This is a genomic window from Pseudoalteromonas sp. MEBiC 03485 (assembly GCF_004195145.1).
Taxonomy (GTDB): domain Bacteria; phylum Pseudomonadota; class Gammaproteobacteria; order Enterobacterales; family Alteromonadaceae; genus Pseudoalteromonas; species Pseudoalteromonas apostichopi.
Map to the genome: position 1 here is coordinate 357,677 of NZ_SGBT01000001.1, position 14,595 is coordinate 372,271.

Annotated in this window: 14 protein-coding genes; 5 read left to right on the forward strand and 9 right to left on the reverse strand. The window is 41.6% G+C overall.

Features of this window, described 5'->3' with window-relative positions:
• Position 1 precedes the first annotated feature (1 nt).
• The 8 genes from EVU92_RS01660 to radC form a co-directional block, all read right to left on the reverse strand.
• Positions 2–433, reverse strand: a complete 432-nt coding sequence (locus tag EVU92_RS01660; protein ID WP_233786784.1) for a type IV pilin protein — start codon at positions 431–433, stop codon at positions 2–4.
• Between the two features lie 340 nt (positions 434–773).
• Positions 774–1,226, reverse strand: coding sequence for a 50S ribosomal protein L9 (rplI, locus tag EVU92_RS01665; protein WP_054554192.1), 453 nt, complete (start codon positions 1,224–1,226; stop codon positions 774–776).
• 35 nt (positions 1,227–1,261) lie between these two features.
• A complete protein-coding gene (gene rpsR, locus EVU92_RS01670) occupies positions 1,262–1,489 on the reverse strand; it encodes a 30S ribosomal protein S18 (RefSeq protein ID WP_002962753.1) in 228 nt (75 codons plus the stop codon).
• Between the two features lie 12 nt (positions 1,490–1,501).
• Positions 1,502–1,804, reverse strand: a complete 303-nt coding sequence (gene priB, locus EVU92_RS01675; protein ID WP_036973732.1) for a primosomal replication protein N — start codon at positions 1,802–1,804, stop codon at positions 1,502–1,504.
• 67 nt (positions 1,805–1,871) lie between these two features.
• A complete protein-coding gene (rpsF, locus tag EVU92_RS01680; protein ID WP_036973113.1) occupies positions 1,872–2,213 on the reverse strand; it encodes a 30S ribosomal protein S6 in 342 nt (113 codons plus the stop codon).
• A gap of 239 nt (positions 2,214–2,452) precedes the next feature.
• Positions 2,453–2,608, reverse strand: coding sequence for a 50S ribosomal protein L33 (rpmG, locus tag EVU92_RS01685; protein ID WP_022946036.1), 156 nt, complete (start codon positions 2,606–2,608; stop codon positions 2,453–2,455).
• Between the two features lie 11 nt (positions 2,609–2,619).
• Positions 2,620–2,856 (reverse strand): 50S ribosomal protein L28, encoded by a 237-nt coding sequence (gene rpmB, locus EVU92_RS01690; RefSeq protein WP_036973115.1) that lies wholly within the window; start codon positions 2,854–2,856, stop codon positions 2,620–2,622.
• Positions 2,857–3,128: 272 nt separating this feature from the next.
• On the reverse strand, positions 3,129–3,803 hold the full coding sequence (radC, locus tag EVU92_RS01695) for a DNA repair protein RadC (protein ID WP_130049753.1): 675 nt from the start codon (positions 3,801–3,803) through the stop codon (positions 3,129–3,131).
• A gap of 143 nt (positions 3,804–3,946) precedes the next feature.
• Here radC and coaBC point away from each other — a divergent pair, with 143 nt between their 5' ends.
• From coaBC to EVU92_RS01720, 5 genes are all read left to right on the forward strand, one after another.
• On the forward strand, positions 3,947–5,140 hold the full coding sequence (coaBC, locus tag EVU92_RS01700; RefSeq protein WP_130049754.1) for a bifunctional phosphopantothenoylcysteine decarboxylase/phosphopantothenate--cysteine ligase CoaBC: 1,194 nt from the start codon (positions 3,947–3,949) through the stop codon (positions 5,138–5,140).
• A 112-nt stretch (positions 5,141–5,252) separates the two neighbouring features.
• Positions 5,253–5,840 carry a nucleoid occlusion factor SlmA gene (gene slmA, locus EVU92_RS01705; RefSeq protein WP_054554189.1) on the forward strand — a complete coding sequence of 196 codons (588 nt, stop codon included), beginning with the start codon at positions 5,253–5,255 and terminating at the stop codon, positions 5,838–5,840.
• A gap of 325 nt (positions 5,841–6,165) precedes the next feature.
• Entirely contained in the window at positions 6,166–8,928 is a 2,763-nt protein-coding gene (locus EVU92_RS01710) for a prolyl oligopeptidase family serine peptidase (protein ID WP_130049755.1), read from the forward strand.
• Between the two features lie 189 nt (positions 8,929–9,117).
• Positions 9,118–11,331 carry a catalase/peroxidase HPI gene (gene katG, locus EVU92_RS01715; RefSeq protein WP_130049756.1) on the forward strand — a complete coding sequence of 738 codons (2,214 nt, stop codon included), beginning with the start codon at positions 9,118–9,120 and terminating at the stop codon, positions 11,329–11,331.
• A gap of 134 nt (positions 11,332–11,465) precedes the next feature.
• Positions 11,466–13,163, forward strand: a complete 1,698-nt coding sequence (locus tag EVU92_RS01720; protein ID WP_130049757.1) for a diguanylate cyclase — start codon at positions 11,466–11,468, stop codon at positions 13,161–13,163.
• 67 nt (positions 13,164–13,230) lie between these two features.
• Here the strand turns inward: EVU92_RS01720 and EVU92_RS01725 are convergent, their stop codons facing one another.
• On the reverse strand, positions 13,231–14,496 hold the full coding sequence (locus EVU92_RS01725; RefSeq protein WP_130049758.1) for a diguanylate cyclase: 1,266 nt from the start codon (positions 14,494–14,496) through the stop codon (positions 13,231–13,233).
• Positions 14,497–14,595 lie beyond the last annotated feature (99 nt).

Here is a 14,595-nt window from a genome sequence, read left to right on the forward strand (position 1 = left end):
GTTACTCCCAGCAATCACTAAATGAAGCGTTGTAACTACCATCATGTTTAATGGTTAAGTCACCACAGCGATCACTTGCTTGCGCCGAACCCGATTTAGGAGAGGCTTTTAAACTGTAGCCACGATTTTTAAAGTCGCTTACAGCACCTGATACTTTGTCAGTTGCTGTATAGGTAAAGGTGTAGTAATCAGTATTTTGGGTTGAAAATGCATTGGGGTAGCCGCCATTTCGTGAATAAATACGCTCAAGACTGGCACTGTATTGCAATAACTCTTGTTGAATATCTGCGCGGCGACTACGTTGCATATGCTCAGTGTAAGCAGGCAGTGCTACGCTATACAGAATGCCCAAAATAGCGATAACAATAAGAATTTCTACTAATGTAAAGCCAGTTTGTTTACCCTTTCCATATGGTAATAATGAACTTCTCAACTTCAACTCCTTACTACTTTTTAACCAGCACAATATAAATGACAGCGTTGTCAGTGTCAATTTTAACCAATTTACTTTTACTCATCCGATTATACTAATAAGATTAAGAAAATTAAGAAAAAAGAACGTTAGTTTGCAAAATAGGTAAGATTATAGGGTTAGTACTTGTGTGTTTAAAACATAAAAAACTAATACTATTAGTATCTATACTGATGATTAATGGAGGTACAACACGCTGAAATTAATAGTGTTTAGGCGAATGAATAACGTTGTTTATACAAAAATTTCAGGCACAAAAAAGCCGCACATAAAGCGCGGCTTTTTCTACTTAATATTGCTATTAAGCTTCAGCGATAACGATTACTTTGATAGTAGCCGATACGTCTGAGTGTACTGCGATTGCTACGTCAAATTCGCCAGTCTCACGGATAGTACCTAGAGGTAAACGAACTTCTGATTTAGCAACTTCAACGCCAACAGCTGAAATAGCTTCAGCGATGTCGCGAGTACCGATAGAACCGAATAACTTGCCTTCGTCACCAGCTTTAGAAACTAGTGTAACTTCAGCTAATGCTTCTAACTTGTCAGCGCGAGCTTGAGCAGCAGCTAGATCTTCAGCGATCTTAGCTTCTAAATCAGCACGACGTGCTTCGAAAGTTTCGATGTTAGCTTTAGTTGCAGGAACTGCCTTACCTTGTGGGAAAAGGAAGTTACGTGCGAAGCCAGATTTAACTACAACCTGGTCACCTAGGCCACCTAGGTTTGCGATCTTGTCTAGTAGAATAACTTGCATGTCTCTACACCTTTTAAAAACTGTTAATCCGCTGCTTACTTATGTAAGTCAGTGTATGGAAGAAGGGCTAAGTAGCGAGCACGCTTGATAGCAGTTGCTAGCTGACGCTGGTATTTAGCGCTAGTACCTGTGATACGGCTAGGTACGATTTTGCCACTTTCTGTAACATAGTTTCTAAGAGTAGCTAGATCTTTATAATCGATTTGTTGTACGCCTTCCGCTTTAAAGCGGCAGAACTTACGACGTCTGAAATAACGTGCCATGAGTAAAATTCCTCAAAAAATTCTTTCTATATGTTGAGCATGCAAGACTAACTGGCTTAAGCCGTTTCGTCCTTCGTGACGGTTTAAAAACCCCGTCACTTGCACTTGTTGCCCAACGTGCAATTGTTGAGTTTGTTGTTGCATTGGCGTGCCGCTGGCAACAACTTGAAGTCTGACATAACTATTACGGTTAAGGTCTGCTTCAACTTGCATCGATTTATGTTCAAGAACAAAAATACAATGCGGTATACCAGCAGGGCTTTGACTATATTTAGGTGTTTTACAAACAACCCCAGATAATGTCAGCTGATTCATATAAGGATTAACCGGTTGGCTCATCTTTTTGTCTCAACTGCAAGCGCCATGCTTGAACTCAAAACGATTAAGCAGCTGGTGCTTCTTTCTTCTCTTCTTTCGCAAGAGGAGATGCTTCAGTTACAGCGTCTTTAGTACGCATAACTAAGTTACGAAGCACTGCATCGTTGTAGCGGAAAGTAGTTTCTAGCTCGCTGATTACTTCAGTAGGTGCTTCAACGTTCATAAGAACATAATGAGCTTTGTGAAGCTTGTCGATTGGGTAAGCCAATTGACGACGGCCCCAGTCTTCAAGACGGTGGATAGTACCACCAGCTTCAGTGATAGAACCAGTATAACGTTCGATCATACCAGGTACTTGCTCACTCTGATCAGGGTGAACCATGAATACGATTTCGTAATGACGCATGGATATTCCTTACGGTTAATAGAGCCTTCTACCGTTTCGGCCAGTCGGTTTAAGGCAAGGAATTAAATTTAATAAGCCGAAATGAGCGCGCATTTTACGCTTAGATTGATAATTAAGCAAGATAAAACAGCAGAGCAAATAAGATTCTTGTGCTGATTGCTATTTTCTAAACTGCAAATCTAAGCTGAAAAACAAAAAACCCAGCCGAGGCTGGGTTTTTGAGATTCTGAAAACTAAAATTACTTGATTTTAGCTTCTTTGAAAATCACGTGTTTACGAGCTTTAGGATCGTATTTTTTGATTTCCATTTTTTCAGGCATGTTACGCTTGTTCTTGTCGGTAGTGTAGAAAAAACCAGTACCAGCAGTTGAAACTAAACGGATCTTATCGCGCATGATTCAGTTCCTTAAACTTTTTCGCCACGAGCACGGATTTCTGTAAGAACCGCGTCGATGCCTTTTTTATCGATAATACGCATACCTTTAGTAGTAGTGCGTAGTGTTACAAAACGTTTTTCACTTTCAACCCAAAAACGGTGAGTTTGTAGGTTAGGTAGGAAACGACGTTTAGTCGCGTTTCTCGCGTGTGAACGGTGGTTACCAACCGCTGGACGCTTACCTGTAACTTGACATACTTTAGACATGTCTATATATCTCCAATAACTTCGCTCGAGCTTAATTTTCCCTTAGGCCAGTATTTGTGCCCCGGGATAAATCGAAGGGCGCTCTTTATACAGCTTATACAGGCAAAGATCAAGTAACAGATCTTATCCAATCAGCTCATGTGTAAATTTGATAGCGGCTAATTATAATGATCGAATGCCCTTAGGGAAAGTAAAAACTGCATTTAAATTAAACTAATTTCTAAAATCGCCCTAAACTGCTCATTTTTAACACACTCCTGCCTTAGCTCCGCTTAAATTAATCCCCTTTCGGCAAACGATACACAATTTTCACCACCCACTATGATGTGATCCAGTACATTTATATCTATTAAGGCTAAAGCTTGTTGTAATTTTGTAGTGATCAATTTATCGGCCTGACTTGGCTCTGCTACCCCACTTGGATGGTTATGGGCAAGAATCAGTGCCGCCGCATTATTACGTAGTGCAGCTTTAACAACTTCACGAGGATACACAGAGGCCGCATTAATAGTGCCATAAAAAAGCACTTCGTCTTTTATCAATTGGTTTTGACTGTCCAAGTACAGCACCATAAATACTTCTTGCTGTAAGCCACGCAACTGAATAGTTAAATAGTTATACACAGCCTGTGGCGAATTAAATAGTGCCTCGCGTTTACATTGCTCAAGCATATAGCGCCGGCTCAACTCAAGCACAGCTTGGAGCTGCACATATTTAGCGGCTCCTAACCCCCTTTGTGAACAAAACTCTTGTTCAGTGGCATTAAATAAATTGTGCAGGGTGCTATTTATATCTAGTAGGTGCTCGGCCAACTCAATGGCATTCATACCCGGCACGCCGGTACGTAAAAATATCGCTAATAGCTCAGCGTCTGATAGTGCTTTTGCGCCTTGGGCGAGTAACTTCTCCCGCGGCCTTGCTGATAAAGGTAGATCGGTTAACGGCATTGCTTCATCCTTAAAACAACTATTCCATTTAATAAACTGTACTATAAAATCGCGTTTTTTCCTGTAAGAAAAAAGAAAACTTCATGCTATCGGTAAAGATTTGCTATCGTTAGCCCATATCGACAAAGGTTAAATTTCACGTAATGACAAAATCAGTAAATAAAAAAATCCTGCTAGGTATGAGTGGTGGTATTGCAGCCTATAAATGCGCAGAGCTTGTTCGCCGTTTAAAAGATAAAGGCTGTGAAGTAAAAGTCGTCATGACCGACTCAGCAAAACACTTTATTACTCCTTTAACTATGCAAGCGGTAAGCGGTGAGATTGTTTCTGATTCATTACTCGACCCTGCAGCAGAAGCCGCAATGGGTCATATTGAGTTTGCCAAATGGGCAGACCTTATTTTAGTCGCCCCTGCAACCAGCAATATTTTAGCGAAAATGGCGATGGGTATTGCAGATGACTTACTGACAACCCTACTACTAGCCACCCCTGCAAAAGTCGCGGTTGCACCTGCCATGAACCAACAGATGTACGCCCACCCAGCTACACAAGCAAATATTGCCACACTTAGTGAACGCGGCGTTGCTATTTGGGGCCCAGGTAAAGGTGAGCAAGCCTGTGGTGATGTAGGCGCAGGACGTATGTTAGAGCCTCATGAGTTAGTCGCGCTGTGTACACAACCTGAGGTTGAGCCTTTACTTGCAGGCAAAACCATCACGATCACAGCAGGACCAACCCGAGAAGCCCTCGACCCAGTTCGTTATATTTCTAATCACAGCTCTGGCAAAATGGGTTATGCCCTTGCTGAAGCTGCACTTGCGTTAGGTGCAAAGGTAAACCTGATTTCAGGCCCAGTGACAATTAAAGCACCTGCTAATGCCCTGCTTACTAATATAGAAAGTGCTGAGCAATTACTCACCGCCTCGATGGAGCTAGCCGCGCAATCGGATGCCTTTATCGGCTGTGCAGCGGTGGCAGATTACCGTGCAGCAGCGATTCATGAGCAAAAAATGAAAAAGCAAGGTGATGAACTAACCCTCACCTTAGTTAAAAACCCAGATGTCATAGCTAACGTCGCCGCGCTGAACGAAAACCGTCCTTATACAGTTGGTTTTGCTGCCGAAACCCAAGATGTTGCCAGTTACGCACAAGGTAAATTAAAGAATAAAAACCTCGATATGATCTGCGCAAATGACGTATCAAAAGAAGGCCTTGGCTTTAATTCTGATCATAATGCTTTAACACTGTTCTGGCACAATGAGCAACTAGATTTAGCAATGGGAAGTAAAAAAGATTTGGCCATGAGCGTAATGACTGAGCTTGCCAAGCGTTTGTAAAAATGCTGGAAAGAAACTGAATAAAACATTAACATAAGCCACTCATTTGCACAAAAAATGGCTTGTCTGACTCCCAACAGCGCAAGTAATAAATTATAAGAAAGGAATGGTCATGCCTGCGACAAAAAGAAGTAATCGCAAAGAGCAGATTCTGCAAGCACTCGCACAAATGTTAGAAACCAGCCCAGGTCAACGTATCACAACCGCAAAACTAGCGGCGGAGGTAGGTGTGTCTGAAGCTGCGCTATATCGTCATTTCCCGAGTAAAGCACGGATGTTTGAGGGCCTAATCGAGTTTATTGAAGATACTCTGTTATCACGCATTAATCTCATTTTAGAAAATGAGAAAGAAAGCCAAACTCGAGTCTACAATATTTTGCTGTTATTGTTAGCCTTTGCAGAGAAAAACCCAGGCATTACCCGTATTTTGACCGGTGATGCCTTACAAGGTGAACAAGAGCGTTTACGTGAACGAGTACAAGGCTTATTCGAGAAGCTAGAAACTCAATTCAAGCAAGTGCTACGCGAGCGCAAACTTCGCGAAGGCAAAGCATTCCAGTCAGACGAAAGCACCCTAGCCAATTTCTTACTCGCCTATGTTGAAGGTAAGATGAACCAATTCGTGCGCAGCGACTTTAAAGCAAAACCAAGTGCACAATTTGAAAAACAGTGGCCAGAGTTACAAAAAATTTGGTTGTAGTGAGTTGCTAGGGGAAAGAGTAATGTTGGAGCTGTCAGCCGTCAGCTATCAGATTTAACTCCAAACAGTTAGCGAGCTTCTAGGGGAAAGAGTAAAGTTAGTAGGCTGCTTTCTAACTTTCCTCATTCTTTTCTCATTCACTTCTCTTTGTGCAATTTTTTCGCGTGAAATAAATTTCACGCCTACAAGCTTTAATCTCGCTAACTTTCCCCTAGCAACTTTCCCCTTCCACCTCCCCAAACACGCCACTTATCGTATCTACTCGAATTGTTTATTAAAAACGCTACACTGGGTGCGTAAATTTTAAAAACAACGAGAAAGACTAATGAAAGCGCAATTATCACTTTTGAGCTTAGCCTTGGTGACAAGCCTTGGTAGTGCACATGTTAGTGCGAAAGAGGCTCTGCAATTTAAAGACGTGTTTGATTTTAAATACGCAAAAGGCACCCAACTTTCTGAAGACGGCCAAATTCTTAGCTTTAGTGCAGACCCTTATCGCGGTAATGCTGAAGGTCAGGTTTATACGTTAAACAATAACCACCTACTTACCAGCGTTGAGCGCGGTACCCGCCCTACTATTAATAAAGCGGCAAACTGGGTGGCTTTTACTCAGGTACCTACCCTACTTGAAAAAGAAACCACCAAGAAAAAAGACCAGCTGAAAAATAACCTTGTTTTAGTAAATACTAAAAATGGCGAGCAGCAGACTTTTAACGATGTAAAAGACTATGCGTTATCGGATGATGGTATATGGCTTGCCTATCGACTAGATAAGAAAGCAGAAAAAGCAGATAAAAAAGACGGCGAAGAAAAAGACGAAAACAGCAGCGAAATCAAGCCAGATAAAAAAGATAAAAGCTTTGATTTAGTGCTTGTTAATCTTCAAGACAAAACAACTCACACTATAAATAATGTATTTAGCTATGCGATTAGCAGTACAGGCGAGCAATTATTAGCAAGCCAAAGCTACAGCGATGGTGCCGACAACCAAGTTGTATTAGTTGATCTTAATAATGACTTTGCAACTAACGTGTTGATTGATGAGCCTGGTGTTGTTGCAAATAAAATTGCATGGCAACCAAACAGCAATACCGCAGCACTATTAATTGGTAATTATGTTAATGATGATACACGACGTCGCGATCACAGCTTACAGCTTTTACAAAACGGGGCTCTTTCAACCATTAACTCAGCAGATAGCAGCTGGACTATCGGCAAAACAGCATCATTAAAATGGTCTGAAGATGGTGCTCGTTTATACTATGAAAACCACCCTAAACTCGCCGCAAAATCTGTCTTGAAAGAATACAAAGATGAAGCCTCTTTATATGATTTCGATACCATACGCGACCAGAAGGGCCTAAACGTTTGGCACAATAAAGACGCTGAAATTAAGCCTCGCGAAGAGCAGCAATGGAACAAAGCGAATAAGCTTCGTCACTACCAAGCTGTGTATCATATAAATGGTCAGCACGTTGTGCAGCTAAGCACACCAAACATGCCAGAAGTTTCGCTTAACACTAATCGCGAAGCACTATTAGGCTATTCAGACCGACCTTACTTAGAGCGCGTTATGTATGGTGGTTTTTATGCAGATTACTTCAGTGTTGATGTTAAAACCGGTAAACAAACAGCTATCGTCAGCGACTATCCATTTAGACCAAGCCTTGCGCCAAATGGTCAATTTGCAGCATTTTTCCAAGATAGCCAAGTTCAGCTAAAAGATTTAGGTAGCAACAAGGTTTCGACCTTATCTAAAGCAATTAACGCTGTTTTTGCTGATGATAAACATGACTACCCATCACCTCAGCCGGGTTATGGTTTTGCGGGCTGGTTGAACGACAGCAGCCAAGTATTGGTTTACAGCAAATTTGATATTTGGGCTTTTGATGTCGCATCACAAAAGGCAACGCGCTTAACTCAAGGTAAAGAAACTAACACCCAATATCGTGTTATTAAACTTGATAAAGACAAAGTTGGTTTTGCCAAAGATGAAACATTATTGCTAAGCGCAACCAACGTGCAAGATAAGCAAACAGAGATTGCCAAACTTGACTTATCGAGCAATAAAGTCAGCAAAGTACTTTCGGGTAAAAAGCGCTACGACGTAGTGAAAAAGGCTAAAAATGCCGACAAATACCTATTTACTGCACAAACATACCAGCAATTCCCTGATTACTACCAAACTGATTTTAGCTTCAAAAAGCCACAACGTGTTACTAACCTAAACCCGCAAATTAGCAACTTTGCATGGGGTGAAAAACCTGAGCTTATTAGCTACAAAGGGTTTGATGGTGAAGATTTACAAGGCGTATTAATTAAGCCTGCAGGCTATAAAAAAGGCGATAAGGTTCCTGTAGTTGTGTACTTCTATCGCTATATGAGCCAACGCATGTATGACTTCCCGAAAATGGAGTTAAATCATCGCCCTAACTTCCCGATGTTTACCTCAAATGGCTATGCGATTTTCTTACCTGATATCCGTTTTGAGATTGGTCATCCTGGTAAATCATCAACGCAAACTATGATCAACGCAACTCAAAAGTTAATTGATTTAGGCATTGCTGATCCAGATAAAATTGGTTTACAAGGTCACTCTTGGGCAGGCTACCAAAGCGCCTTTATGATCACTCAAACAGACATGTTTAAGGCCGTTGTATCAGGTGCGCCAGTATCTAATATGACCAGTGCTTATAGCGGTATTCGCTTAAAATCAGGTCTTGCCCGTCAGTTTCAATACGAAACAGGGCAAAGCCGTATAGGCAAAACTTTATTCGAAGCGCCAGAGCTATATATCGAAAACTCACCGGTGTTCTTTGCCGATAAAGTGAATACCCCAATTCTGATTATGTTTGGTGACAAAGATGATGCAGTGCCATGGCACGAAGGGGTTCAATACTACTTAGCTCTTCGCCGTGCCGGTAAAGATGCAACCTTCTTACAATACGAAGGTGAACCACACCACTTGAAGAAATTCCCTAACCAAGTGGATTTTTCGGTGCGCATGATGGAATATTTTGATCATTACTTAAAAGGTAAACCTGCTGCTGAGTGGATCAAAAACGGCGTCCCTTTTATTGAAGAATAAACAATAAGCTGAATTTCAGCTTAATGTCCCCCTCCCCTAGAGCCAGCATTATTGCTGGCTTTGTTCGAAAAAATCAATCACACCATCTATTTTATCGATTTTATCAATCGATTTAAACCCCAGTTTGTAAGTGGAAAGTTAATCAGAACAACTCTATATTTCACCCAACTTCTAACTGGAGACAACACAATGTTAAAAAAATCAACTTCAGCTTTCTCTAAAGTCGCTGTTGCAGTATCACTGTTGGTGGCAACAGGCGTACAAGCTACGAACGAAATAAAATCAAACCAATTCTGGTGGCCAGAGCAATTAGACCTTAGCCAACTTCGTGCTCATGGCGCAGAGTCTGATCCTATGGGTCCATACTTTAATTACAAAAAAGAATTCTTAAAATTAGATCTAAATGCGGTAAAAGCCGACATTGAGAAGGTACTGACTGACTCTCAAGACTGGTGGCCTGCTGATTACGGCCACTACGGTCCATTCTTCATCCGCATGGCGTGGCACGCATCAGGCACTTACCGTACATTCGATGGCCGTGGTGGTGCTGGCGGTGGTCAACAACGTTTCGACCCACTAAACAGCTGGCCAGATAACGCAAACCTTGATAAAGCGCGTCGTTTACTTTGGCCAATAAAGCAGAAATATGGCCGCAGTATTTCTTGGGCTGACTTAATGGCACTAACGGGTAACGTTGCACTTGAATCAATGGGCTTCAAAACTTTCGGTTATGCCGGTGGTCGTGAAGACGATTGGGAACCAGACTACGTATACTGGGGCCCTGAAGGCAAAATGTTAACTGACGAACGTCGTGACAAAAAAGGCAAACTAAAAGGTCCACTAGCGGCAGTTGAGATGGGCTTAATCTATGTAAACCCTGAAGGCCCACACGGTAATCCTGATCCACTTCTTGCAGCAGAAGATATTCGTTTATCTTTCGGCCGCATGGCAATGAACGATGAAGAAATCGTTGCCCTAATCGCCGGTGGTCACAGCTTTGGTAAAGCTCACGGTGCCAAAAAAGCGACCTGTTTAGACAAAGAACCTGCAGCAGCGGGTATCGAAGAACAAGGCTTAGGTTGGAAAAATAAATGTGGTAAAGGCCATTCAGAAGATACCATCACTTCAGGTCTTGAAGGTGCATGGACTGTGACACCAACACGTTGGTCAATTAACTACCTTCAAAACTTGTTCAGCTTTGAATGGGTTAAAACCAAGAGCCCAGCAGGTGCAACTCAGTGGATCCCTGAAAAGGGTCAAGCATCTAATCTTGTGCCAGATGCACACATCAAAGGTAAGCGTCATGCACCTATCATGTTCACAACCGATATCGCGTTAAAAGCGGATCCTGAGTTCCGTAAGATCTCAGAACGTTTCTTAAACGACCCGAAAGAGTTCGAACTCGCATTTGCTAAAGCATGGTTCAAACTAAACCACCGTGACATGGGCCCACGAGCTCGTTACTTAGGTGACTTAGTGCCAGAAGAAGTATTAATTTGGCAAGACTACATCCCTGCGGTTGATCACAAACTAGTAGACAGCAAAGATATCGCGTCACTTAAAGCTAGCATCTTAGATTCAGGTTTATCTGTATCTGAACTAGTCCGTGTTGCTTGGGCATCAGCAGCAAGCTACCGCGACACAGATATGCGTGGTGGTGCAAACGGTGCACGTATTCGTTTTGCTCCGCAAAAAGATTGGCCGGTAAACAACCCGAAAGAAGTGGCTAAAGTACTTAGCAAACTTGAGAAAATCCAAACTAAGTTCAACAAAAACGCATCTGGCGGTAAAGAAATTTCACTAGCAGATATGATTGTTCTTGGTGGTGCGGCTGCAATCGAAAAAGCAGCAAGCGACGCTGGTTTCTCTATCGCAGTACCATTCAAGCCAGGTCGTATGGACGCGTCATTAGAAATGACTGACGTTGAATCATTCGAAGTGCTTGAGCCAACGGCAGATGCGTTCCGTAACTACTACAGCTCAGCATGGAAATCACCGGCTGAAATGCTTGTAGAACGTGCTGATTTATTAAGCTTATCAGTACCAGAAATGACTGCACTACTAGGTGGTATGCGTGCTCTTAACGCGAATACTGACCAAACTAAACACGGTGTATTCACGAAAAAACCAGGCACATTAAGTAACGATTTCTTCGTTAACCTACTCGATATGTCAACGAAGTGGTCTAAATCTTCTGAAGAAGGTGTTTACGAAGGCCGTGACCGTAAGTCAGGCAAACTTAAGTGGACAGCAACACCAGTAGACTTGATCTTTGGCTCCAACTCAGAGCTTCGTTCAATTGCTGAAGTGTATGCATCTGACGATGCTAAACAAAAGTTCGTTGATGATTTCGTAGCAGCGTGGACTAAAGTAATGACGCTAGATCGTTTCGACCTACGTTAATATATTTTCGCAACCAACAAAGCCGCTAAGTTAGCGGCTTTTTTATTTTTCGTTAATAATTTACTCGACAAGCCAGCAGTTTACGTTAAAAATAAAACTTTATTACTATTTTTATTTGGATACAGGCACCAGGGATGATTACGCGCTTTATACTGCTTTTTGTTATCTACTCAATATGCCTAACTTTGGCTAATCAAAGCCGCGCCGATAACTCCCCTATTGTTAATATTAACCAACGTAGCATTGACCTCACCCAATTTGATATGAGCTATTTTATTGATGGCTCTGGCACTATGCCTCTTTCACAAGTTCAGCTGCAAAGTTTTATAAACAGTCAAAACAAGCTCACTTTAGGCACGAATGCCAAAACAACATGGTCAAAAATAGTTATAAAAAATACCTACAGCGACACCCTGCGCTTATTTGTACATAACCCAGATGCCTATCACTTAGAAGAAGTGAGCTTTTACGAAACGCAAGCAGGGCAACTGATAAATCAATCGGTCATTCAGCTTGATAAAGCAGGGCCTAAAACCAACATGTTTGGTGGTAGTGCCGTATTTTCGTTTTATATTGCACCCAATCAGCAAAAAACAATTTACATAAAAAGCGTGACCTTTTCTCATCAATGGTTTGCACTCGCTATTTTTGATGAAGAGCACTCAAAACGTGCTCTTGTAGGGAATGGTAATTATATTGCTCTACTTGTTGGGATGATGTTAGCACTGATGATTTATAACTTTTTCTTGTATTTATCGGCACGTAAAATCGAGAACATCGTTTACGCCCTTTACCTTATTTCTGGCACAGTTTGGGTGGCGCTATCTTATGGTGTTGCCGCTAACTTTTTCGGTATTTTTAGTGCCGAACTATTACAACTCAATTCTAACTTGCTAAGTATGCCAAGCTTTTTAGTGATCTTTGTAATGCTTATTTTCGAAACCAAAAAGCTCTACCCTAAAGAGCATATTGCACTTTCGATTATTTTGTTCTTACTCGTTGCGGACTTTGTTTATAGCTTGTTCGATATTGTAGGTGCATTAAAACCTGCCAGCAGCTTGGCTGCATTAATGATGACTGTGACATTTGGAGTATCTATTTCGCTGTGGCGCAAAGGTAACGCGCTGGCAAAATACTTTTTGCTCGGCCACTCTATGTTCGTTATTTTCAATATGCTGGCGGTGCTTTATTACAAAGGGATCAGCGACGCAAACGTGATTAATAGCCACGGTGTTGGCATAGGTATTTTGCTCGAAGCGTTAATGATGGCGTTTATTCTTTCCTATCGAATTAAGAGCCTCGAAAAAATTAAAGCACAGCAAACTGAGCTCAACCGCTTGGTCGATACAGACCCTATGACAGGCCTGTATAATCGCCGTTACTTTGACAGAAAAAGTGAAGAACTGATTGCCGCGATGGCAACCAATCAGCAAGAGTTTACCCTCCTAATTGCTGATCTCGACCACTTCAAAAACATTAACGACACATACGGCCACGATGTTGGCGATAAAGTTATTATCGCATTTGCCAACATACTCACCTCAGAACAAGGCCTTGCTGATATAGCCTGCCGTTACGGCGGCGAAGAGTTTGTGTTACTACTCAATTGTAACCTACTTGATGCAAAGCTAGTTGCCGAGCGAATTCGCCAAAAGGCGCAAGAAACCTACATCACTATTGATGAAGTGCAAACCGTGCAGTTTACCGTGAGTATTGGTATACACAGCGTAGCTCACTCTTCAACAACCGTGAAAGAAACCCTCACCGTTGCCGACAAAGCATTGTATAAAGCGAAAAGTAACGGCCGTAATTGTGTTGAAGTGGCTGCTTAGACGGGAAAAGTTTCAAGTTTCAAGTTTCAAGTTTCAAGTTTCAAAGTAACTTAAGGCTTTAAAACGATTAGCTAAAGTGAATAATGGTTGTTCCAGGTTGCTTTTTAGCTTGGTACATAGCCGCATCGGCTTCTTCAATTAACTGGTTCGCTGCGTACACACCATCTCCTAGAAAATGCGCTGTCACACCTATACTCGCTGTAACCTCAATTGATATACCTTTAGAACTAAATGGTTTTGTAAACTGAGCCGCAATTTTATGAGCTAAGCGATTCAAAATCATCGTATTAGTTACTCCTGATATAGTCACTAAAAACTCATCGCCGCCCATTCTTACTACATAGTCGGTACTTCTAACGGCGGCTTGAAGTTGCTTTGCAACCCATACTAAAACTTCATCACCTATTGCATGGCCATATTGATCGTTGATTTGTTTAAACTCATCTAAATCGATATAAATAAAGCCCATTCCCTCAGCCACATCACCATTTTCACTAAATACATCATTCAATAATTGCTCTAGATAACGACGGTTCGGTAATTGGGTAAGCGGGTCAAGGTTAGCAAGCTCAATCAACGCCTGTTCTTTATTTTTTCGAGCTGAAATGTCACGCACAATCGCGAGAAGATAACTTTTTCCTTGATGGTCGATATAACAAACACTCACTTCAGTTGGAAAAGTATGACCATCTTTATGTTTTAAGCACGACTCAAAAATAGTGGTTTCTTGGGCTTTTATTCGCGCTACCCTATCCAGCCATTTGCTATTCGTATCATAGTCTGGGTTAATATCTGGCACAGTCAGTTTTAGTAGCTCTTCTTTTTCATAACCTAAGCACTTGTAAGCTAATTGATTACAGTTAAGAATTTGACCAAACTGAGGGTCTGCAATAAACATGGCATCATTTGATTTATCAACCAAATATGTCAGTAGAATATCTGCTGCCGCCTCTTTATTGACCGTTGTTAAATCAATTATCTGTGAAATATAACGAACGACATTACCGTCATTATCTACCTCTGCGACAATGTTCAGCTGGCAATAAATAGAATGCCCAAGCTTATGCTTGTAACGCTTTTCGATTTGTAATGGCTGCTCAGGGAACTGATTAAGCTTGGCACGAATAGTTTTATTTAGCTCCCTGTCATCAGCATGAGTTATAACAACATCATCTGCGTACACTTCATCGCCTTCGTAACCTAATAATTGTTTTAGTGCCGGGTTTGCATATTCAAGTTTACCGCTAGGCGAAGAAACAGTAACGGGGATAGGTGTAATTTCTATTAACCGATAAACAGGGTTAATAAACATCTGTGCGTCGTTAAGCTTCATGGGCAACTCGAGTCCAATACATTATTACTACTCAGCAAAATGAAATAATAGACCATAAATCGGAACTTGGCTGTATGGGAGGAGCTGTAAGCTAAATTA

Excerpts from the sequence above, each read along its gene's own strand:
- rplI (WP_054554192.1), bottom strand. The coding sequence starts at position 1,226 with ATGCAAGTTATTCTACTAGACAAGATCGCAAACCTAGGTGGCCTAGGT.
- rpsR (WP_002962753.1), bottom strand. The coding sequence starts at position 1,489 with ATGGCACGTTATTTCAGACGTCGTAAGTTCTGCCGCTTTAAAGCGGAA.
- priB (WP_036973732.1), bottom strand. The coding sequence starts at position 1,804 with ATGAATCAGCTGACATTATCTGGGGTTGTTTGTAAAACACCTAAATAT.
- rpsF (WP_036973113.1), bottom strand. The coding sequence starts at position 2,213 with ATGCGTCATTACGAAATCGTATTCATGGTTCACCCTGATCAGAGTGAG.
- rpmG (WP_022946036.1), bottom strand. The coding sequence starts at position 2,608 with ATGCGCGATAAGATCCGTTTAGTTTCAACTGCTGGTACTGGTTTTTTC.
- rpmB (WP_036973115.1), bottom strand. The coding sequence starts at position 2,856 with ATGTCTAAAGTATGTCAAGTTACAGGTAAGCGTCCAGCGGTTGGTAAC.
- radC (WP_130049753.1), bottom strand. The coding sequence starts at position 3,803 with ATGCCGTTAACCGATCTACCTTTATCAGCAAGGCCGCGGGAGAAGTTA.
- coaBC (WP_130049754.1), top strand. The coding sequence starts at position 3,947 with ATGACAAAATCAGTAAATAAAAAAATCCTGCTAGGTATGAGTGGTGGT.
- slmA (WP_054554189.1), top strand. The coding sequence starts at position 5,253 with ATGCCTGCGACAAAAAGAAGTAATCGCAAAGAGCAGATTCTGCAAGCA.
- EVU92_RS01710 (WP_130049755.1), top strand. The coding sequence starts at position 6,166 with ATGAAAGCGCAATTATCACTTTTGAGCTTAGCCTTGGTGACAAGCCTT.
- katG (WP_130049756.1), top strand. The coding sequence starts at position 9,118 with ATGTTAAAAAAATCAACTTCAGCTTTCTCTAAAGTCGCTGTTGCAGTA.
- EVU92_RS01720 (WP_130049757.1), top strand. The coding sequence starts at position 11,466 with ATGATTACGCGCTTTATACTGCTTTTTGTTATCTACTCAATATGCCTA.
- EVU92_RS01725 (WP_130049758.1), bottom strand. The coding sequence starts at position 14,496 with ATGAAGCTTAACGACGCACAGATGTTTATTAACCCTGTTTATCGGTTA.